The following is a 21,827-nucleotide window of genomic DNA, read 5'->3' as shown; positions in this document are numbered from 1 at the left end:
AAGTGATTGCTTAGTTACTTTCTATTTATTTAATGGAAGCCGTAAGAACAGTAAATATATAATTGGGAGGTTATAATGGACACCTATAAACGAAATTATTGGTCTTTATACCTTGATTTTATTGATAGTTTCAAAGGATTAACGTATAAAGGCATCTCACTACCTTATTTATTTCATTTTCGAAGTTTAATTCGAAAAAATAAAGAACTGTTGAATGCATTACATGACGAGTCTTTTGGCAAGTATTTAAATAACCTTACAGAAAGCACGGAAGAGGTTCAGTCCAAATTCGATTCATTTATTAACTTGCACAAAAGTGAGAAGTTAGTAAATAGGAAAGATGGAAAAGTCGTATTGCATGATGTTGCAAATTTATTGCGTTTTCCAGAGCAAACGATAATTCAACATTTCGATCCTTCAAATACGATTATGCTAAGGGATAGAAAAATGATAACGACAAACAGCAAAGAAAAAAATGAATCTTTAGGTTTGCCGACTTATTATTTAAATCAATATCTTGAAAATAGTGGAGAACAAGCGGGAATAGTTAAAAATACTCAAAGTGCAATAAAAATTATTAACACTTATAATAAGCATCCACTATTTAGTGATAAGGGGTTTCAACAAGTATTATGCAATCAAATTGAGAAAACGATAAAACTTATTAATGGATCAAGGAAATTTTTGAACAGTGTTCCCACATCCTGTATCCTATTTGCCTCCACCCATTATCCAGAAAGTCGAACTTTAGCACTTGTTGCAGCAGAAATGGGAATTCCAACAATCTGTATGCAGCATGGTATTATTTCAAGTGAATTTGGCTATTTTCCCAAAATAGCAACGGTTAATGCTGTATATGGGAAATTTGAAGTTGACTGGTATAGACAAATGGGAGTTAAGGATCAGTCCGTTGAAGTTATTGGTCATCCTCGATTTGATTTAATTTTTAAATCTCCTTCGCTTTCTAAGAATCAATTCCAAAAAAATATAGGTTTAGATCCAAAAAAGAATACAATATTAATGATCGTTAGAGGTGAGAAAGATATAGATAGGTGGAGGGAATTTATTCAAGCCCTCTTAAGAAAAACGGATGTCAATATTATTGTCAAGGACTATCCTAGCACAAAACCCTATAAACTAACGAAAGAGTATTCTTCTGTTTTTCCAACAATGAATGTCGAACTTTATGATATTATCCAAAACGTTGACGCAGTAGTCACGTATCATTCTACTGTAGGATTAGAAGCTATGTTAGCTGACCGACCAGTTTTTGTTCTTAATAATGAGTTTTCCGCACCCTCAGGGTATTTTAATTCATTAGGGAAATTGATCCAAGAAGATCCCGTAAAACTTGCAAAGCAGGTTATAAACTATTTAAATGGTAAACTTGTAAATTATGAACAAAGGATAAGAATGAATTTTTTATCGTATAACTATTCTCAGGATACAACATCGGGAGAACGAATAAAACGTTTAGTTAATCGATTGACGAATAATGAATAATTAATCTATGAAAATCAAAAGGTGATTTTAATGAAAATAGTAGCTACTATTCAGGCTAGGATGGGATCCACTAGGTTACCAGGAAAAGTATTAAAGAAAGTATTAGGAAAACCATTATTAGAATATCAAATAGAAAGATTAAAAAAGTCAAAAATAATTGACAAAATTGTAGTGGCAACAACGACAAAGAAAAGCGACCAGGCAATTATTGATTTGTGTGAGAGGTTATCAATCGATTATACCCGTGGCTCTGAAGAAGATGTGTTAGCACGTTATTACAATGCAGCTTTGGAATCGGAGGCCGATATTATCGTACGCATAACTTCAGATTGTCCACTGATTAGTCCAAGTGTAATAGATCAAGTCATCACTACATTTTTACAAAATGCTCCAAGATATGATTTCGTTTCAAATACGATTGAAAGGACTTATCCTAGAGGATTCGATACCGAGGTATTTGCCTTCAACGCACTGGAACAGGCATATAAGGAAGGTTTCGAATATTTGTATCGGGAGCATGTCACCACTTATATACTCAGAAACCCTACCAAGTTTCAAATGAAAAATGTTAAATATAAGAGGGATTTAAGTAAATATCGTCTTACAGTCGATACGGAAGAGGACTATGAGTTAATAAGAAACATTATAGAAATTCTTTATCCGAAAAATCCTAATTTTGAATTAGAAGATATTATACGTTTATTAGAAAAACGAAGTGATTTATTTCTTCTTAATGCTCATGTTCAACAAAAAAGTGATGGAGAGAATATACCTGAATGAATGTATATATTCGTGTAGACGCTTCGTTTGAAATAGGGACAGGGCATGTGATGAGGTGCTTAACTCTAGCAGAACTATTAAAAGAACACGGTGCAGCACAAATTACATTTATTTGTCGGAAACATGAAGGAAATCTTTGTGATTATATAAAAGGTAAGGGATTCCCGGTAATCGTGTTGCCAAGAAAAGAGGCACACCATTTTCGGGGGCATGTCTTACATGCCAATTGGCTTAAAGTATCACAAAAAGTAGATGCAGCCGAAACAATCTCCTTTATAAAAGATAAATGTGTTGATTTACTAGTTATTGATCATTATGCAATCGATATTGAATGGGAAAAAGAATTGATACCTTATGTAGAACGAATTATGGTAATTGATGATTTAGCAGATCGAAAACATAAATGTCACTATCTATTAGATCAGAATTTCTACGAGAATATGGATACCAGATACAAAACCTTAGTACCAGACAATTGTGAAAAATTTTTGGGTCCTGAATTCGCAATATTGCGAAAAGAGTTCTTGGATAGGAAAGGCTGTTTGAGAAACCGAGATGGTCAGATCCGCCGAATTTTAATTTTCTTTGGAGGTATTGACCCTTCAAACGAAACTTTGAAGGCGATTTACGCTATTAAGGCATTATCCCGAAAAGATATCATGGTTGATGTTGTGGTAGGAAGTAATAACGAAAACAAGGAACATCTAAAGACTATTTGCAATAAAAGTAAAAATATTACATTCCATCTTCAGGTGAATAATATGGCGGAGTTGATGAATCAAGCTGATTTGTGTATTGGTGCAGGGGGAACAACAACTTGGGAAAGATGTGTGATGGGATTACCAACAATTTTAATTTCGATTGCAAAGAATCAAGAATTAATTGCATCTACATTAAGTAAACATAAGATCATTTGCTATTTAGGTCCAAAAGAGCAGGTTACTGAAAAATGTATTACTTCAACACTTCAATCTTTATTAGATAACCCTCAACAATTAAAACTAATGGAAAGGTTATCTAAAGATCTATTGAAAATTGAAAAGGATAAATTACACTCTCTTATTCATGCAATTTGTGAAAGGAAATAAAATGATGAGGTACAAATTACAAGTTCTGACATCCGAATATTTAGATATCGTATTATCATGGCGTAATCAAGACCGAATTAGAAAAAATATGTACAATGAAAAAGTCATTACGATGGAAGAACATCAAGCATGGTTTCAACATATCCTTCAATCCAAAAAAGATGTTTATTTATTATTTTATATGGATGAAATTCCAACGGGATTGGTTTACTTTAATGGAATTGACCATCAACATGAGCATTGCTATTGGGGGTTTTATATTGGAAGGGAAGATGCGACTAAAGGGTCGGGGACGATAATGGCAACCCTAGCTTTCGATTTTGCGTATAAAAAACTAAAAATGAACAAAATTTATGGAGAGATACTAGCATACAATTTTGCAAGTGTTAAGTTCCATGAGAAATTAGGATTTAAACAAGAAGGTTTATTTAAGAGTCACATAAAAAAGGATGATAATTTTATAGATGTATATACTTATGGTCTCTTAAGTAAAGATTGGTATGAATTCCAACGACCTTTTATTTTGAATGATTTAGTATGTAAAGGGATTGATGTATATGAAGATAGTTATAGTTGCTAATCACGAGCGGTATCACTCGGTATTCCAAGAATTATCTAATGAGTTAGAACATGAGGTTTATTGGATAGATAAGAAAGAAGACTTGCAAAAGGAAAAACTACTTGAAATAAATCCAAGGTATGTCTTTTTTCTTCATTGGTCTTTTATAATCCCCTCCGAAATATATGAACACTTTGAAAGTGTTATTTTCCATATGACTGACCTTCCTTATGGAAGAGGAGGGAGCCCATTACAAAATCTGATCAGTCGAGGTATTTATGAAACAAAAATTACTGCATTGAAGTGTGAGAAGGAATTAGATGCTGGACCGGTTTATATTAAGAAACCATTATCTTTATTTGGTAATGCTGAAGAGATATACATGCGTGCTGCCAAAATAATAAAAGAAATGATTATTTATATCATCGATCATCAGCCTACCCCAATAATGCAGGAAGGTGACCCAGTCTTTTTTAAGAGAAGAAAGCCTAAAGATGGGGATATTAGCCAATTAAAAACAATAGAACAAGTTTTTGATAATATAAGAATGTTAGATGCAGATGGCTATCCGAAAGCTTTTATAGAATTAGGGGAATTTAGATTAGAGTTTGAAAGATGTTCTTTAAAACATGATCACATACATGCAGATGTAAAAATAAGAAAAAGGAAGGATGTTACATGATTAAGACAGTATTAGTGATTGCAGCACATCCAGATGACGAGGTGTTGGGGTGTGGAGGAACAATTGCAAGGCATGTAAAAGAGGGAGATAAAGTTCATACTGTTATTCTTGCTGAAGGTATTACAAGTAGAGATAAAACAAGAAATCGTAACGCGCATAAAGAAGAATTATCTGAATTAGGTATTGCAGCGAAAAGGGCTAATGAAATCTTAGGTGTACATTCCCTGAAATTAATAGACTTACCTGATAATCGTTTAGATTCACTAAATCGTTTAGATCTTATCAAAATAGTTGAGGAGCTTATAAATGAGATTAAACCTAATATTATCTACACGCACCATATAGGCGATGTTAATATTGATCACCGACGTATTCATGAAGCCGTTATTACAGCCTGCCGCCCTTTCCCTCAAAATAACTTTGTCGAGGAACTTTTATTTTTTGAAACAGCCTCAAGCACGGAGTGGATGACAACAGGCTCAGCACCGCCATTTGTACCTAATTGGTATGTAGATATTACAGACACATTGTCTTTAAAATTAAAATCGTTGCAGGCTTATGATTATGAGATGAGAGAATGGCCACATGCTCGTTCTATAAAAGCATTAGAATACCAAGCCTGTTGGCGAGGGGCGAATATAGGTAAACAGGCTGCTGAAGCTTTTCTTTTAGGACGGAAAATTCAATCATAATAAAGAGAGGGAGGATCTTTATGAAGGAGATAAGTCTAGGAGGAAGATTAGTTGGGTCCACCCATTCTCCGTTCATTATTGCAGAAATGTCTGGAAATCATAATCAGTCGTTAGATCGAGCTTTAAAGATAGTAGAAGCAGCAGCTAAGTCAGGCGTACATGCTTTGAAAATTCAAACGTATACTGCAGATACAATGACACTTAATGTCGAAAACAGCGATTTTTATATAAATGATTCAGACAGCATTTGGAACGGAAATTCATTATACAGTCTTTATCAACAGGCATATACCCCATGGGAGTGGCATAAACCAATTTTTGAAAAATGTAGAGAGTTGGATATAATTCCGTTTAGTACTCCGTTCGATGAAACTGCAGTTGAGTTTTTGGAAGAATTAGGAGTCCCCTTTTATAAAATCGCATCGTTTGAAGTCAATGATATTCCATTGATAAAAAAGGTAGCTTCAACAGGTAAGCCTATGATCATTTCAACAGGTTTGGCTACAGTAGCAGAAATCGAAGAGGCAGTGAGATCAGCAAGAGAAGCGGGATGTAAAGATATTATTTTGTTAAAATGCACAAGCTCGTATCCAGCCTCACCCGAAAATACGAATATTAATACGATTCCTCATTTGAAGGAATTATTCCAATGTCAGGTAGGGTTGTCAGATCATACCTTGGGAATTGGTGTAGCTGTTGCCAGTGTTGCTTTAGGTGCCACAGTTATTGAAAAACATTTCACATTAAGCCGAAGCGATGGTGGGGTAGATTCCATATTTTCAATTGAACCTCAGGAGATGGAGTCTCTTGTTACTGAGACAAAAAGAGCTTGGCAGTCACTTGGAGAAATCATGTATGGACCAACTAATCATGAAATATCCTCAAAAAAATATCGTCGTTCACTATACATTACTAAAGATATGAAAGCAGGTGATGTCTTCACTCCTGAAAACTTAAAATCAATAAGACCGGGTTTTGGATTACATCCAAGGTATTATGGCAGTTTATTAGGGAAAAAAATTTCAAGAGATTCAAAACGTGGGACACCATTAACATGGGATCTTTTATAAAAATCAATATAAATAGATTCGATAAAACAGGCTGATTTTGCCTGTTTTTTTATTTTAAAGAGACATTAAATTAAAAAGAAGTGCAAGTCTATAAAGGTGTATGAATACAAGAAAAATAGGCGGTTGTAATTGGACAAACACCGCTTCAAATCTCTCTCACCTTTCATACATTAACTAATAGAAATTAAGGAGGTGAGAGAATTGTTTGGATTTTCAATGGTTCAATTTACAAGGAATTATGGTTCAAAAATGGACAAAAACCTCAGAAAAAATCTAGTGAATTTATATCGCCCCTTTAAATGGACACCATGTTTTTTGCACAAAACACTCGAAAAAGTAATTAAGAAAACTAGGAAATTTAAAGTAATCATCGAGTACACCGATCAAAATGAAGTTAAGGACAATGTAAAGGCAGTGATGAAACGTCATTATGGGTGCAGTATTGATTATGAATTTAAAACCATTCCAAGTTGTTCAGCAACCGTTACAGCTGCTGGTTTAGAGGAACTTTTACAAACATGTATAAATGTAAAACGAGTTTATCTAAATTCGGAAGTAAAAGCTCTGTTAAATGTTGCGACTCCAGCGGGAAGAGCAGATCAAGTTGTTCGAAATGGAATTGAGCTTACAGGTGAAGGTGTAACAGTAGCAGTTATCGATACTGGAATTTATCCACATCAAGATCTGGAAGGAAGAATTATCGGGTTTGAAGATTTGGTGAGTGGTCAGGTGGAGCCTTATGATGATAATGGACATGGTACCCATTGTGCGGGTGATGCAGTTGGCAATGGGATGGCTTCTGGAGGAAAATATAAGGCACCTGCACATAAAGCAAATGTGGTTGGTGTAAAAGTATTAAATAAACTAGGATCTGGTTCACTCGATACAGTAATGAAGGGTGTTGAGTGGTGTATCCTAAATAATCAGGATCCGAGCAAACCCAAAATCGATATTATCTCTATGTCGCTTGGTGCAACAGCACAGAGGTTAAATAATGAAGATGCTGATCCAATGGTACAAGTCGTAGAAAAAGCATGGGACAGTGGAATCGTCGTATGTGTGGCAGCAGGAAATGAAGGCGATGAACCTAATACAATTGCAAGTCCCGGTATTAGCGATAAAGTTATTACGGTTGGAGCACTTGATGATAAAAATACACTAGATGAGCGAGCAGATGATACAATCGCAGAATTTTCAAGTAGAGGACCGACAATTTATAATGTTCCTAAGCCAGATATTGTAGCTCCAGGTGTAAATATCGTTTCACTACGATCTCCTAACTCATATCTGGATAAGTTCCAAAAAGCAAGTAGGGTTGATGAACATTATATCACCTTATCTGGTACTTCGATGGCTACCCCATTCTGTGCCGGTGTTGTAGCATTAATGATTGAAAACAAGAAAAAACAGAATAAAAGCTTTACTCCTGATGATATAAAAAAGGAACTACTAAAAGGTGCAGATAAATGGAAGGGCATTGATTACAACACGTATGGTGCTGGCTATATTAATGCACAAAACTCAATCAAGTAAATTGATTTGATAAAAACAGGCGCAGGTAGCCTGTTTTTATCATTTTATATAGTACTTGGAGGTGTGGTATTTTGAGCAAATTTGATAAAGAGATTGAACGTTTTGTTGCGGATTACTACAAAGACCATGATGAGGCGAAAGGTAAGTTAGATAAGTGGTCTGCCGAAACAGACAAGGGATTAAATCAGTTAGATAGGCAGGCGGGAGAATTCGAAAAAGAGCTTGAAACAAGAATGGAAAAGCTGGAACAATGGTTTTCTAAAAAGCAACAAGAGTTAGATAAAAAATTAGATAGGTAATGTCTCCTGAATTTCCGCGTATGCCCTGTGTTCATGTCCTCACCAAATCACTAAGTCTAACATATTTTATAATGTACTCTTTTTAAGAGGAGGTGCAAAATATGGGCTACGGATTCGGCGGTTGCGGCTACGGTTATGGCGGTGGCGGATACGGCTATGGTAATACATTTGTATTAATCGTAGTATTATTCATCCTATTAATTATTGTAGGTGCTTCTTTCTATAACTAATCACAACATTCCCCCAAGTAAAGTACGAGTCAATCGGCTCGTACTTTCTACATTTATGAACGGAAATAGTTTTTTCAAGGACCTTGCACATCTTTTAGGCGAGGGTCATACGATATAACACAATGTAAGGAGGCTTCATAATGGACAATAACTTTTTTAAGAATATCGAAAAGAAAACAGGCGTAAATATGCAGGAGGTACTCCAGTTAGCAAACTCTTTGCAAAATGCAAATTTTAAGGATGAAAATACAGTTCGTAATGTAATTAAAAAGGTTTCTAAAATTGCCAATAAGCCAGTAAACAAACAGCTTGAAGATAAAATTGTAAATAGCATTGTAAATGGCGACCAAAAAATGGACTTCAACACTATTTCGAAAATGATTAATAAAAAATAAGCGAGTGGTCTGGCCAAGTTGCCAGGCCTTTTCTAATACTACCCTTACAAATACAGGGGAGGCTTCGAAAATTTTAATAAATAACATAATGTTAATGCTCGATACATAAAACTAATGAAAAAAGGAATGGAGGGCAAAACATGGGATATATATTACCAATCAACAATGAACAATATAATCAATATGTACATCGGACGACAACTTATAAAACAAACCTAATGAGGCTACATCAAGTTAATCCAGTGTCATTGAATAATAACCAGCGTACCTATGATCTACACCAAGTTGAACGGAAAGCAATGACGAAAAAACAAAGCCAATATATTGAAAATATCCGCTCTCAATATACTGGCAAAGGGTTGCTCTACAACGAGTCTATATGAAAAAGAAAAAAGGGAAGGTTAAAATTCCTGAACGTACAAGCCTTCCTCTTCATGCCATTCGGCATAAAGTAAATCCTTATATGTGGCTATCCCCTTACTTTTCAATTCCGAATGTAGCCATGCCTCAGTAAATCCACTTTCCTTCAGATTTTCTTGAATTAAAATGCCATCACTTACTAATGTAATAGGGAGACGAACCTTCTGTTCCGCCATATTATAATCTTGGCGCGTAGGTGGTTCATATTTAGACTTCTTTAGAACACTTATTGAACCATCTGTTTCTAATATCGCATACTCGGCCTCTCTAATTGAAAAAACACCCTTCGAACGAAGGAGATGTTGTAATTGATTGATATCTAGCTTATTTTTCTTTATATGTTCTTTAATTAACTTACCTTTATGGATAATTATTGTTGGCTTTCCCTCAAGAAATGGCCTTGTCCTTCGAATTTTCTGTGTAATAATTTCAATCACATAGATTAAAATTCCCCAAATAGTAATAGCAAAAAGAATTTGGAGTACCCCTATTTTCTGGTCGAAAACAGCATTTCCAACTAATTCGCCAAGTACTAATGCGGAGATAAAATCAAAAGCCGTTATTTGAGTTATTTGAGTTTTTCCTAGTGTTTTTGTAAGTACAAGTAATCCTAAAAGACCAACCACTAAATCAAAAGAAATTCTAAAAAATTCCAAGTTGCTCACCCCTCTATGGTAGAATGAGCAGGTTTACCCTTTTTTATCCATGAAAAAAGGATGTCCTATAAGACATCCTATAATTCTTTGACCATTGTGACATGAGGTATTCCAGCATCCATAAAAAGACCCGATACAGTTTCATAACCTAGCTTTTTGTAGAAGTTTTCTGCATGTGTTTGTGCATTAAGTTTTAATTTTGAAATGCCACGTTCTTTCGCAATGTCCTCTATTCTTTGCATAATTATATTCCCAGCACCTTTCTTTCGGTGTGAAGCGAGAACACAAATACGTTCTACTTTGCCGTATTCGTCAAGCACACGAAAACGTCCAACTCCTACAGGTTCATTGTGATCATAAAGGACAACATGTGTAGCTTCGTCTTCAAATTGATCAATCTCTTCTTCAAGAGGTACATTTTGTTCATCGACGAAGACCACTTTTCTAATCGTATATGCATCGTCTCTTTCTTTGTTGTTCGTTACAATTCTTGCTTCCATGGTGTAATCAATTTTCCTTTCCTAAACGAAATGTTTCATAAACGGTCCAAGAACCATTTTCTAACTGATAGAGGAGGTGGATACGGTCAATTTGCTCTTCGTGATCCATTTTTAACATACGTAATTGACCATACACATCTGAATGCTCATCGCTGGATAGCTTTTGCCCAATTGTAATATGTGGAACAAAGGCATACTCAGGTTCTCCTGCAAAATAACCAGAATGAAGTGCATTATGTAATTTTTGTAATTCTTCATTAGGATCTACTTTTAAATAAATTACATTATTAACAGGAGAAAATGAACTTACCTTTAATACAGTTAATTTAAACGGATCTACCTGTTTTGATACCGAATATAACTCCCTCGTAATATCCACAATCTCATGGTCGGATGCCTCAAATGCATTTTTTACCGTGATATGTGGTGGAATTAATGCATAATGCGGGTCATACCGTTTACGATATGAATTTGCGATGTCTTGAAGATTTTTGGATGGGAAGATAACAATGCCATATTTCATTTTTATTGCCCTCCTATAGATTTAAATTTCAAAACGTGAAGTACCTAATGTCGTATTACGAAAAATAATAACATAATTATAACAAATATTTGAAAATGATAGAATAAAAAAACGGTTATTTGAGCATTTTTGAAAGAGCCCTTGGTAAGTCAGGCTGCCAATATTTCCATGTATGGTTACCATTGAATTCTTCATAAAAATAAGGAAAACCTTTGCTCGCGACAAGCTTGTGTAATTTTCGGTTTGGTGTTAAGAAATCCTCTATAACACCATTTGTTGTTTTTACTTCGGTTTCACCTGTCCCGATTATATGATATAGGTCAAGGAGATGGGGTTCTGCAAAACTTTCAACCTGCAACAAAACATGATCATTTACAAGGGGAGATTGCATGATCACCTTTCCAAAAGTATGAGGGTATTCAAGTGCTGTCAAAAGTGATATCGTCGCTGCAAGTGAATCCCCAATTAATGCACGTCCTTGTCCCATTTGATAGGTGGGGAACTCCTGATCAAGAAATGGTACTAGTTCTTCCCCTAAAAAGCGCTTATACAAATGATGCTGCTCACCATCGGGGTGATATTTCTTACGACGGTCTGCAACGCTTTTATAAGGAACCCCAGCAATTATGGTATTGCTTATTTCACCTGTTTCAAACAGCTTATCAGCGACTCTCGCAACCCTGCCCAGATTAAAATAATCGCGTCCATCCTGAGCAATGAGTACATTATATTTATAGAGAGGGGAGAAGGTAGCTGGCAAATAAACGATAAGCTCTAATTCTTCATTTAAAACCTTACTATGTATAGTCATTTCCCTAACAGTGCCTTTATTAATCGTCATCTTTTTAAACCTCCAAACAATCGATCAAGTATATCCGCATCATTATTATAACGCTTGAAAAATAGGAAAGCGACAGGAAAAACTCCCTGTCGCTTTCGGTACATATTAAGCAGCTGCTTCATCCGTATGTTTCTTTTCAGATTCTGCAACATATACAGCACACGCAGCATCACCTGTGATATTGATGGCTGTACGTGTCATATCAAGTAATCGATCAATACCAATAATTAATCCGATACCTTCTGGTGGTAAACCAACTTGATTCAGTACCATTGCAAGCATAATTAAACCAACACCAGGAACACCAGCGGTACCTACACTTGCAAGCACAGCTGTTAGGATAACAATTATAATTTGAGTGAAAGTTAGTTCAAATCCGTATACCTGTGCAATGAAAATGGTGGCAACACCTTGCATAATCGCTGTACCGTCCATATTAATAGTTGCACCTAATGGCTGAACAAAGCTACTAATTGGTTCAGGAACCTTTAGATTTTTTTGTGCAGTTTCCATAGATATAGGAAGAGTGGCATTACTACTTGACGTACTAAAAGCAACCGTCATCGCAGGAGCAAAACCTTTGAAAAACTCAATGGGGTTTCGTTTTGCCAATAATGCAATCGTACCACCATAAGTTATAACTGCGTGAATAAGTAGAGCGGCAAGTACAATTAAGAAGTAAGCGAGCATTGCTTTAATTGCTGCATACCCTTGGCCACCAATAGCAGTCGCTATTAATCCGAACGTACCATATGGAGCCGTCTTCATTACAAGATTAACAAGATACATTAACACTTCATTTGCTTGTTCAAATAAATTTACAATACCTTTTGTTTTTTCGCCTAACACGGTTAGTGCAAAACCTATAAAAATAGCAAATGCAATAATTTGAAGCATATTTCCATCTGTCATTGACGTGAATGGATTTGTCGGGATAATACCAATTAAGGTTTCCATAAATGGAGGAGCATCAGTTGCCCCTTCATAAGTAGCCCCTTCCGTATCAAAGGCTCCACCAGCGCCAGGCTTGAAAATGGAAGCAAGAGCGATCGCAATTGTAATCGCTATCGTTGTTGTGGCTAAAAAATAAGTTATCGTTTTGGCACCAATTCTTCCAAGCTTCTTTGGATCACCAAGGCCTGTAACTCCTAGAGTAATAGAAACTAAGACAATCGGAACAACAAGCATTTTAATTAAATTCAAGAAAATTTGACCAAGCGGCACGAATATCCAAGTATTCGCAAGTTCAAAAATAGAAGGCGACGTTACGTTTAAGATAAGACCTACAAGTGCACCAAGACCTAAACCTAATAAAATCTTTTTAGTTAATGACATAAAAAACCTCCTCTAAGATGTATTCGAGTGTAAATTTGGGCAGCAAAAGGGTGATGTGTAATGCGGTGAATAGCATTTTTTGGAGACACAAAAAACCACGAGAGTGTGGCTCGTGGCTTATCATAAAAATTTGCGCAACAATGCTCTCTCCAAATGCTTACGAGGTTAGCTGTCGGATTCGGATGAAGAGTATCTCCTACCTTTATAAAAAAGGATTCACCCCGTGTGCCCTTTTGCACGTTTTTGGTTCCCCCGTTTCCCAAAATGGGAATTCAGCGATTATTAAATTGTACTTTGCCTTGATATTATATTTATACAAATAAAATGTATTTATGTCAATATTAACATATTTCTACATTTTTTACGATGTTAATATTTTCATAGCAAAAAAGTGACCATCAATTACCATCAAACCTCATAAAAATAATAACCTTTATAAAATTTACTAGAATATAATTGACAAACCCTCAAAACGAATGTATATTATGAATTATTCATATACTGATTCCGTAGCTCAGCTGGGAGAGCACTACCTTGACAGGGTAGGGGTCGGAGGTTCGAGCCCTCTCGGAATCATCACGAAGCACTTGAGATTACTCAAGTGCTATTTTTTTTACTTTTTTTAATTTTTGGGGGATAGTATTATAATTTTTTCGCTTTTTGGAGAAATTATCCTTGGTAGGTCTAGACTAGGAGGTCAGTTGATTACATGGAGGATAAATCTAAAATTCGTTTAACTGCTGCGGAAATGTCGAGCTTATGGACACAATACATAAACGATACGTTATCTGTGTGTGTAAACTCATATTTTTTAGAAAAAGTCGAGGATGAGGAAGTACGTCCAGTTATTGAATATACATTGGAAGCTTCTAAAGAGAATATTGCAATCGCACGCGATATCTTTGAAAGAGAGGACTTTCCTATCCCGTTAGGATTTACAGATCAGGATGTTAATGTGAAGGCTCCAAGACTTTTTTCTGATACTTTCGTATTAATGTATTTAAGACAAATGTCCATTCTAGGAATGGCTGGTAGTAGTGGAGCGCTTGGCCTTGCGACACGTCCAGATGTGGTTGCTTTTCATAAGCGGATATTAAATTTAGGGGTTGAGTTGCAGGACCAAACACGTGAATTGATGTTAAAACAAGGGACTTATGTAAGACCTCCATATATTTCTATTCCTGACAAGGTTGATTTTGTAGAGAAACAGCACTTTCTAGCTGGATTCGTTGGAAAAAAGAGAGCTCTAACTTCAATCGAAATTAGTCATTTATTTTTAAATATACAAACCAATGCGATTGGCAAGGTACTAATGACAGGATTTGCACAGATCGCAAAAGGTAAGGATGTTAAACAATTTTTAATAAGAGGAAAGAAACTTTCTCAAAAATATATAGAGCTATTTACCGACTTTTTAATCAAAGAGGATCTTCCTGCTCCTATGAGTTGGGATTCAGCTGTTACGGATAGTAATGCAAGTGTTTTCTCTGATAAGCTTATTATGTTTCATGTATCAGCAATGATTGCAGCGGGTATTGGGAATTTTGGAATGGCCATGTCCGCTAGCCCTAGGAGAGATGTAGGATTTAAATATGCCTCATTAATTCCAGAAATCTCATTGTATGCTGAGGATGGGGCCAATATTATGATTAAACATGGGTGGTTGGAGGAGCCTCCACAAACAGATGATAGAGAAAAATTGATAAAAAATAAGGCCGAAAGTTAAAAAGACAAAGGGAAATTTAAGTCCCTTTGTCTTTTTTTAGAGTCCGATATTAAATTTAAGCAGATTTACCTACAACCTTCTTCTTTTCTTTACGCTTCTTAGCGTATTCAGCAGTTGCTGTGAAAAGTACGTCCGATGATGAGTTAAGAGCAGTTTCACAAGAATCTTGTAGGACCCCAATAATGAAACCAACAGCAACGACTTGCATAGCAACATCGTTTGGAATTCCAAATAGGCTCGATGCTAAAGGAATTAATAAAAGTGATCCTCCAGCAACACCTGATGCACCTGCTGCTGAAACAGCTGATAGTACGCTAAGAATAAGTGCTGTTGCAAAATCAACTTCAATGCCGAGTGTATGAACAGCTGCAAGAGTGAGAACAGAAATCGTTACTGCCGCACCTGCCATGTTAACTGTTCCACCTAATGGGATTGAGATTGAATAAGTATCTTTATTTAATTCTAGTTTTTCACAGAGATTCATATTAACCGGAATATTTGCAGCTGAGCTACGAGTAAAGAATGCTGTAATTCCACTTTCTCTTAAACATCTAAAAACAAGTGGATATGGATTTTGACGAATGTAAAAGTAAACGATCAAAGGATTTACAACTAGTGCAATAAAGAACATACAGCCAAGTAGGAGGCCGAGGATTTTTCCATATTCCATCAATGCAGAAAGTCCATTTGTCACAAATGCATCGAACACTAGGCCCATAATACCAATTGGAGCTAGGCTGATCACCCATTTTACGACTGTAGCGATTGCATCACTAACGTTGGAAATTAATGTCTTGGTTGTGTCGTTTGCATTTTTTAATGCAATTCCAAGAACAACTGCCCAAGCAAGAATTCCAATGTAGTTTGCATTCATTAGGGCATTAATCGGATTATCTACAATGTTAAATAGTAATGTTTGAAGAACCTCTAAAACACCACTTGGAGGTGAAAGGTCTTCTGCACCCGATACCAGTGACAACTTTACTGGAAAGATAAAACTTGCTAATACAGCTACGAATCCAGCTAAGAATGTACTAATTGCATATAAGCCGATAATCGATTTGATATTTGTTTGGGTTCCACTTCTGTGTTTAGAGATGGCGTCAATAACTAAGAATAAGACCAATACCGGTGCAACAGCTTTTAGTGCACCTACAAATAATGAACCAAAAATGCTAACCCATTTTGCTCCTTCTGGTACAACTAAAGCTAAAAGGATTCCAACGATAATACCGCCCAATATACGTTTAACCAGGCTAATCTGATTCCATTTGTAAAAGATTTCTTTCATTTTCTTTCCCCCTTTTCATGGTTGTCCACATTATTATTTTATGAAATTAATATTATAAGAATAATATAATATTTGTTAGTTTAACACGAAAATTGTCAATTGTGTATAAAATTTAAAAGCTGGAAATGAATTTATTAGGTGAAAAATTTGGTATTTAAGAAATACAGAACTCTTTTGACAGAAAGGGAATGCTATCGAAGGTATAGGCATTATTTTATCATAGAAACCAAGATTTTGAGAACTGAATGTATTTAAAATGACTATCACTTATTCGCAAGTGTTTCGGTATACTAAAATAATAGTTTAGAGAGGTTTTTTCGTGAAACTAACTGATTGGAAAAAAGAAATAAACGACAAATCCATGATAGGAATTAGTCGTTTTTTCTTTAACATATTTTTTGAATTAAATTTGGTGAGTTATTGCGAGGCGAGTTTACTAATGAAGAAACCTCATATGCCTCCATGTTGTCAGCTGCCAATGGTTTGAGTAGATGTGTAACCTTTGATACATCATTTAGAGAAGGATCAAGCCATGCTTGTTCGTCCTCCTTATTCAAAATAACTGGCATACGGTCGTGAATATCCTTCATTAGTTCATTTGGGGTTGTGGTAATAATTGAACAAGAAAATAAGGTATTCCCTTCCGGGGATTTCCAACGTTCCCAGATTCCCGCCATTGCGAATAGATTTTGCGATTTTAATTTTATTCGTATCGGTGTTTTTGTTTTGTTGGGTCTTTTTTTCCATTCATAAAAGCTATCCGCAATAATCAGACAGCGTCTATGTTTGAAGGCATTTCTGAAGCTTGGTTTTTCAGCCAATGTTTCAGCACGTGCATTGATCATTTTATATCCGACTTTTTCATCCTTTGCCCATGAAGGTACGAAGCCCCAGCGTAAATATCCTAAGCGATTTTGTGTACCGTCATTAATTACTGAAAGGACCGAATGGGAAGGGGCAATGTTATAGCTTGGTAAATATAAATCTTGTTCAATTGCAGCTTCAATATCAAAACGATTAAGAATTTCATCGTACTCTGCAAAAAGAGTAAATCGACCACACATTGTGGATCACCTCATTTTTTATAATGTAGGAGGATTTTTGGATGTTGGTAACTTGATTAGAAAAGAGGTACCTTTCCCAACCGTACTTTCAACATCGATTGACCCTTTTAATTGATCAATGATTTGAAAACAAATGGTAAGCCCTACGCCGGTTCCTTTATCTTTTGTTGAATAAAAAGGTGTACCAATTTTTGAAAGCTGTTCTTTTGTCATACCAGGACCATTGTCGGTGATTTTTACAATAATGTCTTGGTCTTTTGCAAAGGCATTTATTTGCAATAAGCCATCATTTCCAATTGCTTCTATTGCATTTTTAATAATATTTATCAAGACTTGTTTGATTTCATCCTTATTCCCATTAATGTAAAGCGAGTCTTCAATGAAGGTTTCAACCTCAATGCTTTGAATATTTGTATAGGATGTCATAAGTTCAACCGTTTTTGATAGTTCCTCGCTGATGTTTACCAATTGAGTATTACTATTATTTGGCTTAGCGAGTGATAAATAATCATTAATGATCGATTGTGCACGATTTAATTCAGAAAGAGTAATGTCGATATAATTTCGCTGTTTATCAGTAATATTATCATCCCGAATAATTAACTGTAAAAATCCATTTACCGTAGTTAGTGGATTACGAACCTCATGGGCAACGGAGGCTGCTAGTTGGCTTACTACATTCATTTTTTCAGAACGTCTTAGTTCCCGTTGCAAGAGGATTTGTTGCTTTAAGTTTTCAATAATTAGAATTACAAGTAAGAGGGTAATCCACGTAACTATTGAAAAAAGAATCATAACTAGTAGTTGATCAATTTGATTAGACTTTACTATGACGATCGCTCTTGTAATAACGATAAAACTATAAATGATAGAAAGAACTATCAGCTTCTTATTTAATAGAAGGGAATGATATTTTTTAAAAAGAAAATAAAATATGGCTATAATAATGGCATAATTGACAATCGAAAAGATAACCTTAGTATCTCCGAGTAGAAGTAAATAGCCTAGCATAATCAAAATAACAGCAATTCCCTGGAAAAATCCAGTATAAAGAAATGCAACAAAAATAGGGATAATCCTAAAATCATAAGCAAATCCATTCGCGTATGCTACAGGGAAAGTGATGGTTAATAGAAGCATAATGATAATCATTCCAAGCAGTTTATTTCGGTGGGGCTTTGGTGAAGAACGATTATCCTGAATAGTAAGTAAATAATAGATAAGAATAGGAAAAATAACGATAAGTACATGATAAAGAACATGTCCAATATGCTCTAACAACTTTTGTGACACCCCCTCTTGATTTAATTTTTCGAATACTGTCTTTTGTTAGAAATTCGACATATTCACCGATAATCCTTCTATATTACTTGCGTACTCGAACATATTTTGACAAAATGAAATATGCTATTTAACCCAATCATAATTCTTTTTTTCTTAATATGGGTATGATACAACTAAACATATCTTTAATATTGGAGGCTCATTATGTTTAAAAAATTATTTGGAAGTAAAGATAAAAAAACTGAGGAAGTGTTAGTGGCTCCTGCAAATGGAAAAATTCTTGCCCTAGAAGAGGTACCAGATCCTGTCTTTTCTCAAAAAATGATGGGCGATGGCCTTGCGATTGATCCATCTGAAGGGAAAATTGTTTCGCCTGTGAAAGGTGAAATTATTCAGGTCTTCCCAACTAAACACGCAATTGGAATTAAGACTGAAATAGGTTTAGAACTTCTTATACATATAGGCCTTGAAACAGTGAACATGAAGGGAGAGGGCTTCACTACACATGTAAAAGAAGGGGATAAAGTTGAGGTTGGAACCGATCTCGTAACCTTTGATTTAGATTTAATAAGAGAGAAGGCAGCGAGTACAATTACACCAGTTGTCATCACTAATTTTGATGCAGTTGAAACGTTTGAGATAATTGGAAGTGGCCAGGCAACAGCGGGTTCAACAGAACTTGCAAAAGTGAAGAAAAAGTAAGCTTGCGGTCCTATCTGGACCGTTTTTTTTTTATAGTACTTATTGTGTATTTGAACATGTTTTTACATATAAATTAGAACTGAGCATAGGATTTTAATGAATTAAATAAAAGATAGAAAGCCACTCACTGTGGCAACGTCCTTGTGACCTACAAGGTGCGGGTCTGAAAAAATGAGTCTTTTGCCCTATTTATTAAAAGAGGATTTTTACCAATTTTCTAGAAACAATATATAAGTAGTCAATGAGAGGGTATGAAAGATGGAGATAGGAAGCAGAATACGTTTCTTTAGAATTCAAAACAATATGACACAAGAAGAATTGGCACAAGAGATTATCTCAATTTCTTATCTTTCAAAAATTGAAAATAACCAAACCTCTGCAAGCTTAGAGGTACTTGAATTATTATGTGATCGATTAGGAATCAAGTTGATTGAAAGTGAAGAATATGCCCAATTAAAGGAGCTTTATGATTGGTACCACCTAATGGTTTCTCGAAAAAGGGAGCAGGCGGTTTCATTTTATGATTCTTATGAGTGTAAGAATACAAATGATTCACGGGTTGCCATTTTCTTCGTTCTTTTTGAACTTAGGTATCTAATTTTTACAAACCAATTAGACAAGGCTGAACAACATATCAAGAAAATTGACTTATATAAAGATATTTTTGAACTACGCATGAACTATTTTTACGAAAAATTTGTTGGTCAGTTTTATTATTTGAAGAGCCAGTTTTCTGTTGCAATGGAGCATTTTAAAGTTGCAGAAGAGATCTTAACGAGCAGTGTCCACTTTGAAAGCTGGGAAACGGCTGATTTGTATTATTATAAGGGGCTAAATAATAACCGGATGGGGAAATTAGCCTTAAGTATCGTGTATATACAGAAGGCATTGGCAATCTATCAATCTCTTTACGATTTAAAAAGGAGTGCCGAGTGTCAAATTTTATTAGGGATTTGTTATGAAAAAATTAACGAATTCGAAATGGCGGAAGAGAATTATTTGCTAGCAACTAAGGTAGCAGAGGGGATAAAAGACCCGTCATTACTAGGTTTGATTTATCATAACCAAGGTGTCCTTTATTCAAAATTAGGTAAATCCAATAAAGCCATTAAGCAATTTGTAAATAGCCTTGAGCATAAAGAAGAACATATGGTCATCGGGCGTTTACGGTCGATTCACGGTTTAATTGAAGAAAATTATAAAATAGGTGACCATGAAGGTTGCAAAAAATGGCTCGAAGAAGGTTTTGCTTTAGTTGAGAATCACCAGGGGTATCCTGAATTTAAGATTCATTTTATCTATTATGACTATTTGCTGAATAAATCTGATCAATTAATGAGATTTATTGAAAAGGATGCATTGCCTTATTTTGAAGGCATTGAACATCATCTTCACGTAGCCTTTTATGCAGAGGAACTTGGAAAAATCTATCAAGAAAATCATAAATATAAGCTAGCAAGCTATTATTTTTCAAAGGTAATTTCATCTTTGAAAAAACATAGTCATATAAATCAATAAAGGAGATGATGGAAAGATGAAAAAACTAATGCTACTATTCATGCTTGGGCTTGTGACAATCGCAGGTTACCAATTAAATGAAGGTGTTGCATGGGTGGACAATGACTACCCTGATTCACAAGAAGTACAGGTATAATGTAGAAAGCAGCCCGATAAAATTAGGGCTGCTTTCTTTATTTCTATAGAAAATTATGATAATCTGTTTGGTTGTTTTTTACTTCATCGACTTGATTTTGAATGCTACGGGAGTCGGTAGAACGTTTCTTTTTGGAAATAAGGTCTGCGACAAAACCAACAAGGAGTAACCCTCCAAAAAAGACTAACATCCAGCCCCATAATGGCATTTTCTCACCCCCATACAGTAGCGTATGAAAAACGTATAAAAGAGATGAAGGATACACACGAATCGTAATCTGTTTTTAAAATAAAAAAAGCAACGTTCATAAACGTTACTCTTTTGGAACATATTTAAAGATTTCATGTGTTTCAAAGCTATCTACTAACCGGTTAAGCCAAAAATAATATTCTAACGCATTGTTCAACTTTGCAATATCGTTCCCTGCTTCAACTTTAACTTCTTCGCTAATTTGTTCGTCCTCTAAGAGTTCCTTTAGATCAGCTAAAGATTTCTGAATGGCACTTACATTCATGGAAATGCCACTCCTCCATTTTATCGTAAAAAAGTCAATAAAGGTTTGATACCAATCTTCTTCAACCTCATAAAGGTCTTTTCGAATCCCTTTTTTCCATACCTTATCAACCATTTTCAAATCCACTAAGTTACGTACGGAAGTGCTCATACTTGTTTTACTCATTCCTAGCTCTTGTTTCATATCATCCAGCGTCATCGGTTCGTCATGAAAATACATGAGACCCCAAAGTCTTCCAACTGAAGGTGTTACTCCATATAAATTCATATTTTGAGCAATCGCATCAATCACACGTTCTCGGGCTTTTTCTAGCTTGTCTATGCCTTGCAAATAGATTCACATCCTACATCAAAGGTTTGATATATATAGACTACTCATTTGAACTTTGAATGTAAAGGGGAGGTGCTGAAAGGATTATGGAGGATATTGGAGGAATTCTATGTATCTGGAATGTAAAGTACGTACAGTTTTTACTTTACAAACTTT

The 21,827-nt window shown here is 35.2% G+C and carries 25 protein-coding genes, 1 tRNA gene and 1 riboswitch; of the genes, 16 read left to right on the top strand and 10 right to left on the bottom strand.

Annotated features, from left to right (window positions below):
• Nucleotides 1-75 precede the first annotated feature (75 nt).
• The 12 genes from CKJ95_RS14470 to CKJ95_RS14415 all read left to right on the top strand — a co-directional run bounded on the left by CKJ95_RS14470 (nt 76) and on the right by CKJ95_RS14415 (nt 9,214).
• Nucleotides 76-1,503 (top strand): CDP-glycerol glycerophosphotransferase family protein, encoded by a 1,428-nt coding sequence (locus tag CKJ95_RS14470; protein ID WP_099354151.1) that lies wholly within the window; start codon nt 76-78, stop codon nt 1,501-1,503.
• Between the two features lie 30 nt (nt 1,504-1,533).
• Nucleotides 1,534-2,283: a cytidylyltransferase domain-containing protein gene (locus CKJ95_RS14465; RefSeq protein ID WP_099354150.1), complete on the top strand. Its 750-nt coding sequence runs from the start codon at nt 1,534-1,536 to the stop codon at nt 2,281-2,283.
• A complete protein-coding gene (pseG, locus tag CKJ95_RS14460; protein WP_099354149.1) occupies nt 2,280-3,371 on the top strand; it encodes a UDP-2,4-diacetamido-2,4,6-trideoxy-beta-L-altropyranose hydrolase in 1,092 nt (363 codons plus the stop codon). The genes CKJ95_RS14465 and pseG overlap by 4 nt, the downstream gene beginning before the upstream one ends.
• Before the next feature lie 4 nt (nt 3,372-3,375).
• Nucleotides 3,376-3,951, top strand: a complete 576-nt coding sequence (pseH, locus tag CKJ95_RS14455; protein ID WP_180271523.1) for a UDP-4-amino-4,6-dideoxy-N-acetyl-beta-L-altrosamine N-acetyltransferase — start codon at nt 3,376-3,378, stop codon at nt 3,949-3,951.
• Nucleotides 3,929-4,612, top strand: coding sequence for a methionyl-tRNA formyltransferase (locus tag CKJ95_RS14450; protein ID WP_099354147.1), 684 nt, complete (start codon nt 3,929-3,931; stop codon nt 4,610-4,612). Before pseH ends, CKJ95_RS14450 begins: the two co-directional genes overlap by 23 nt.
• Nucleotides 4,609-5,304, top strand: coding sequence for a PIG-L deacetylase family protein (locus CKJ95_RS14445; protein ID WP_180271522.1), 696 nt, complete (start codon nt 4,609-4,611; stop codon nt 5,302-5,304). The genes CKJ95_RS14450 and CKJ95_RS14445 overlap by 4 nt, the downstream gene beginning before the upstream one ends.
• A gap of 20 nt (nt 5,305-5,324) precedes the next feature.
• On the top strand, nt 5,325-6,374 hold the full coding sequence (gene pseI, locus CKJ95_RS14440) for a pseudaminic acid synthase (protein ID WP_099354146.1): 1,050 nt from the start codon (nt 5,325-5,327) through the stop codon (nt 6,372-6,374).
• Between the two features lie 201 nt (nt 6,375-6,575).
• Entirely contained in the window at nt 6,576-7,907 is a 1,332-nt protein-coding gene (locus CKJ95_RS14435; RefSeq protein ID WP_099354145.1) for a S8 family peptidase, read from the top strand.
• Nucleotides 7,908-7,978: 71 nt separating this feature from the next.
• Nucleotides 7,979-8,206 carry a hypothetical protein gene (locus CKJ95_RS14430; protein WP_099354144.1) on the top strand — a complete coding sequence of 76 codons (228 nt, stop codon included), beginning with the start codon at nt 7,979-7,981 and terminating at the stop codon, nt 8,204-8,206.
• Nucleotides 8,207-8,307: 101 nt separating this feature from the next.
• The gene (locus tag CKJ95_RS14425; RefSeq protein WP_142353952.1) at nt 8,308-8,436 is read left to right on the top strand and encodes a YjcZ family sporulation protein; all 129 of its coding nucleotides are present in this window, start codon (nt 8,308-8,310) and stop codon (nt 8,434-8,436) included.
• Between the two features lie 140 nt (nt 8,437-8,576).
• Complete coding sequence (locus CKJ95_RS14420) at nt 8,577-8,831, top strand: stage VI sporulation protein F (protein ID WP_099354142.1); 255 nt, start codon at nt 8,577-8,579, stop codon at nt 8,829-8,831.
• Nucleotides 8,832-8,971: 140 nt separating this feature from the next.
• On the top strand, nt 8,972-9,214 hold the full coding sequence (locus tag CKJ95_RS14415) for a hypothetical protein (RefSeq protein WP_099354141.1): 243 nt from the start codon (nt 8,972-8,974) through the stop codon (nt 9,212-9,214).
• A gap of 18 nt (nt 9,215-9,232) precedes the next feature.
• On the opposite strand, the gene CKJ95_RS14410 is transcribed toward CKJ95_RS14415, so the two are convergent.
• The 5 genes from CKJ95_RS14410 to CKJ95_RS14390 all read right to left on the bottom strand — a co-directional run bounded on the left by CKJ95_RS14410 (nt 9,233) and on the right by CKJ95_RS14390 (nt 13,106).
• Nucleotides 9,233-9,907 carry a DUF421 domain-containing protein gene (locus tag CKJ95_RS14410; RefSeq protein ID WP_099354140.1) on the bottom strand — a complete coding sequence of 225 codons (675 nt, stop codon included), beginning with the start codon at nt 9,905-9,907 and terminating at the stop codon, nt 9,233-9,235.
• A gap of 77 nt (nt 9,908-9,984) precedes the next feature.
• Nucleotides 9,985-10,407: a GNAT family N-acetyltransferase gene (locus CKJ95_RS14405; protein ID WP_099354139.1), complete on the bottom strand. Its 423-nt coding sequence runs from the start codon at nt 10,405-10,407 to the stop codon at nt 9,985-9,987.
• A gap of 7 nt (nt 10,408-10,414) precedes the next feature.
• Nucleotides 10,415-10,930: a YjcG family protein gene (locus CKJ95_RS14400; RefSeq protein ID WP_099354138.1), complete on the bottom strand. Its 516-nt coding sequence runs from the start codon at nt 10,928-10,930 to the stop codon at nt 10,415-10,417.
• Nucleotides 10,931-11,045: 115 nt separating this feature from the next.
• Entirely contained in the window at nt 11,046-11,771 is a 726-nt protein-coding gene (locus CKJ95_RS14395) for an alpha/beta hydrolase (RefSeq protein WP_099354137.1), read from the bottom strand.
• 105 nt (nt 11,772-11,876) lie between these two features.
• Entirely contained in the window at nt 11,877-13,106 is a 1,230-nt protein-coding gene (locus CKJ95_RS14390) for a dicarboxylate/amino acid:cation symporter (protein WP_099354136.1), read from the bottom strand.
• A 138-nt stretch (nt 13,107-13,244) separates the two neighbouring features.
• A riboswitch (cyclic di-AMP (ydaO/yuaA leader) is annotated at nt 13,245-13,394 on the bottom strand.
• 215 nt (nt 13,395-13,609) lie between these two features.
• Here CKJ95_RS14390 and CKJ95_RS14385 point away from each other — a divergent pair.
• Nucleotides 13,610-13,682, top strand: a tRNA-Val gene (locus CKJ95_RS14385).
• 133 nt (nt 13,683-13,815) lie between these two features.
• Nucleotides 13,816-14,832, top strand: coding sequence for a DUF3231 family protein (locus tag CKJ95_RS14380; protein WP_099354135.1), 1,017 nt, complete (start codon nt 13,816-13,818; stop codon nt 14,830-14,832).
• A 55-nt stretch (nt 14,833-14,887) separates the two neighbouring features.
• Here CKJ95_RS14380 and sstT read toward each other — a convergent pair whose 3' ends face one another.
• The 3 genes from sstT to CKJ95_RS14365 form a co-directional block, all read right to left on the bottom strand.
• The gene (gene sstT, locus CKJ95_RS14375; protein ID WP_099354134.1) at nt 14,888-16,123 is read right to left on the bottom strand and encodes a serine/threonine transporter SstT; all 1,236 of its coding nucleotides are present in this window, start codon (nt 16,121-16,123) and stop codon (nt 14,888-14,890) included.
• 386 nt (nt 16,124-16,509) lie between these two features.
• A complete protein-coding gene (locus CKJ95_RS14370; protein ID WP_099354133.1) occupies nt 16,510-17,187 on the bottom strand; it encodes an SOS response-associated peptidase in 678 nt (225 codons plus the stop codon).
• 18 nt (nt 17,188-17,205) lie between these two features.
• Nucleotides 17,206-18,468 carry an ATP-binding protein gene (locus CKJ95_RS14365; RefSeq protein ID WP_257215807.1) on the bottom strand — a complete coding sequence of 421 codons (1,263 nt, stop codon included), beginning with the start codon at nt 18,466-18,468 and terminating at the stop codon, nt 17,206-17,208.
• A 207-nt stretch (nt 18,469-18,675) separates the two neighbouring features.
• Between CKJ95_RS14365 and CKJ95_RS14360 the strand changes: the two genes are divergently transcribed.
• Together CKJ95_RS14360 and CKJ95_RS14355 are read left to right on the top strand one after the other, a co-directional pair.
• A complete protein-coding gene (locus CKJ95_RS14360; RefSeq protein ID WP_099354132.1) occupies nt 18,676-19,173 on the top strand; it encodes a PTS sugar transporter subunit IIA in 498 nt (165 codons plus the stop codon).
• Between the two features lie 258 nt (nt 19,174-19,431).
• Nucleotides 19,432-20,691 (top strand): helix-turn-helix transcriptional regulator, encoded by a 1,260-nt coding sequence (locus CKJ95_RS14355; protein WP_099354131.1) that lies wholly within the window; start codon nt 19,432-19,434, stop codon nt 20,689-20,691.
• A gap of 179 nt (nt 20,692-20,870) precedes the next feature.
• Here CKJ95_RS14355 and CKJ95_RS23430 read toward each other — a convergent pair whose 3' ends face one another.
• Nucleotides 20,871-21,035 (bottom strand): hypothetical protein, encoded by a 165-nt coding sequence (locus CKJ95_RS23430; protein ID WP_180271521.1) that lies wholly within the window; start codon nt 21,033-21,035, stop codon nt 20,871-20,873.
• Nucleotides 21,036-21,140: 105 nt separating this feature from the next.
• Nucleotides 21,141-21,671 carry a choline uptake/conversion transcriptional regulator CudC gene (gene cudC / locus CKJ95_RS14350; protein WP_099354130.1) on the bottom strand — a complete coding sequence of 177 codons (531 nt, stop codon included), beginning with the start codon at nt 21,669-21,671 and terminating at the stop codon, nt 21,141-21,143.
• Between the last annotated feature and the right edge of the window lie 156 nt (nt 21,672-21,827).

The organism is Fredinandcohnia onubensis (genome assembly GCF_002734285.1).
Taxonomy (GTDB): domain Bacteria; phylum Bacillota; class Bacilli; order Bacillales; family Bacillaceae_L; genus Ferdinandcohnia; species Ferdinandcohnia onubensis_A.
The sequence above is the reverse complement of the archived record's forward strand: the minus strand, read 5'-3'. Positions and strand labels throughout refer to the sequence as shown.

What these genes read in the sequence shown, in the direction of transcription:
- pseI (WP_099354146.1), top strand. Translation starts at nt 5,325, where the DNA reads ATGAAGGAGATAAGTCTAGGAGGAAGATTAGTTGGGTCCACCCATTCT.
- pseG (WP_099354149.1), top strand. Translation starts at nt 2,280, where the DNA reads ATGAATGTATATATTCGTGTAGACGCTTCGTTTGAAATAGGGACAGGG.
- CKJ95_RS14405 (WP_099354139.1), bottom strand. Translation starts at nt 10,407, where the DNA reads ATGGAAGCAAGAATTGTAACGAACAACAAAGAAAGAGACGATGCATAT.
- CKJ95_RS14355 (WP_099354131.1), top strand. Translation starts at nt 19,432, where the DNA reads ATGGAGATAGGAAGCAGAATACGTTTCTTTAGAATTCAAAACAATATG.
- CKJ95_RS14425 (WP_142353952.1), top strand. Translation starts at nt 8,308, where the DNA reads ATGGGCTACGGATTCGGCGGTTGCGGCTACGGTTATGGCGGTGGCGGA.
- CKJ95_RS14380 (WP_099354135.1), top strand. Translation starts at nt 13,816, where the DNA reads ATGGAGGATAAATCTAAAATTCGTTTAACTGCTGCGGAAATGTCGAGC.
- CKJ95_RS14400 (WP_099354138.1), bottom strand. Translation starts at nt 10,930, where the DNA reads ATGAAATATGGCATTGTTATCTTCCCATCCAAAAATCTTCAAGACATC.
- CKJ95_RS14465 (WP_099354150.1), top strand. Translation starts at nt 1,534, where the DNA reads ATGAAAATAGTAGCTACTATTCAGGCTAGGATGGGATCCACTAGGTTA.
- CKJ95_RS14415 (WP_099354141.1), top strand. Translation starts at nt 8,972, where the DNA reads ATGGGATATATATTACCAATCAACAATGAACAATATAATCAATATGTA.
- CKJ95_RS14470 (WP_099354151.1), top strand. Translation starts at nt 76, where the DNA reads ATGGACACCTATAAACGAAATTATTGGTCTTTATACCTTGATTTTATT.
- CKJ95_RS14450 (WP_099354147.1), top strand. Translation starts at nt 3,929, where the DNA reads ATGAAGATAGTTATAGTTGCTAATCACGAGCGGTATCACTCGGTATTC.
- CKJ95_RS14390 (WP_099354136.1), bottom strand. Translation starts at nt 13,106, where the DNA reads ATGTCATTAACTAAAAAGATTTTATTAGGTTTAGGTCTTGGTGCACTT.
- CKJ95_RS14370 (WP_099354133.1), bottom strand. Translation starts at nt 17,187, where the DNA reads ATGTGTGGTCGATTTACTCTTTTTGCAGAGTACGATGAAATTCTTAAT.
- CKJ95_RS14445 (WP_180271522.1), top strand. Translation starts at nt 4,609, where the DNA reads ATGATTAAGACAGTATTAGTGATTGCAGCACATCCAGATGACGAGGTG.
- CKJ95_RS14395 (WP_099354137.1), bottom strand. Translation starts at nt 11,771, where the DNA reads ATGACGATTAATAAAGGCACTGTTAGGGAAATGACTATACATAGTAAG.
- pseH (WP_180271523.1), top strand. Translation starts at nt 3,376, where the DNA reads ATGAGGTACAAATTACAAGTTCTGACATCCGAATATTTAGATATCGTA.
- sstT (WP_099354134.1), bottom strand. Translation starts at nt 16,123, where the DNA reads ATGAAAGAAATCTTTTACAAATGGAATCAGATTAGCCTGGTTAAACGT.
- CKJ95_RS14360 (WP_099354132.1), top strand. Translation starts at nt 18,676, where the DNA reads ATGTTTAAAAAATTATTTGGAAGTAAAGATAAAAAAACTGAGGAAGTG.
- CKJ95_RS14420 (WP_099354142.1), top strand. Translation starts at nt 8,577, where the DNA reads ATGGACAATAACTTTTTTAAGAATATCGAAAAGAAAACAGGCGTAAAT.
- CKJ95_RS23430 (WP_180271521.1), bottom strand. Translation starts at nt 21,035, where the DNA reads ATGCCATTATGGGGCTGGATGTTAGTCTTTTTTGGAGGGTTACTCCTT.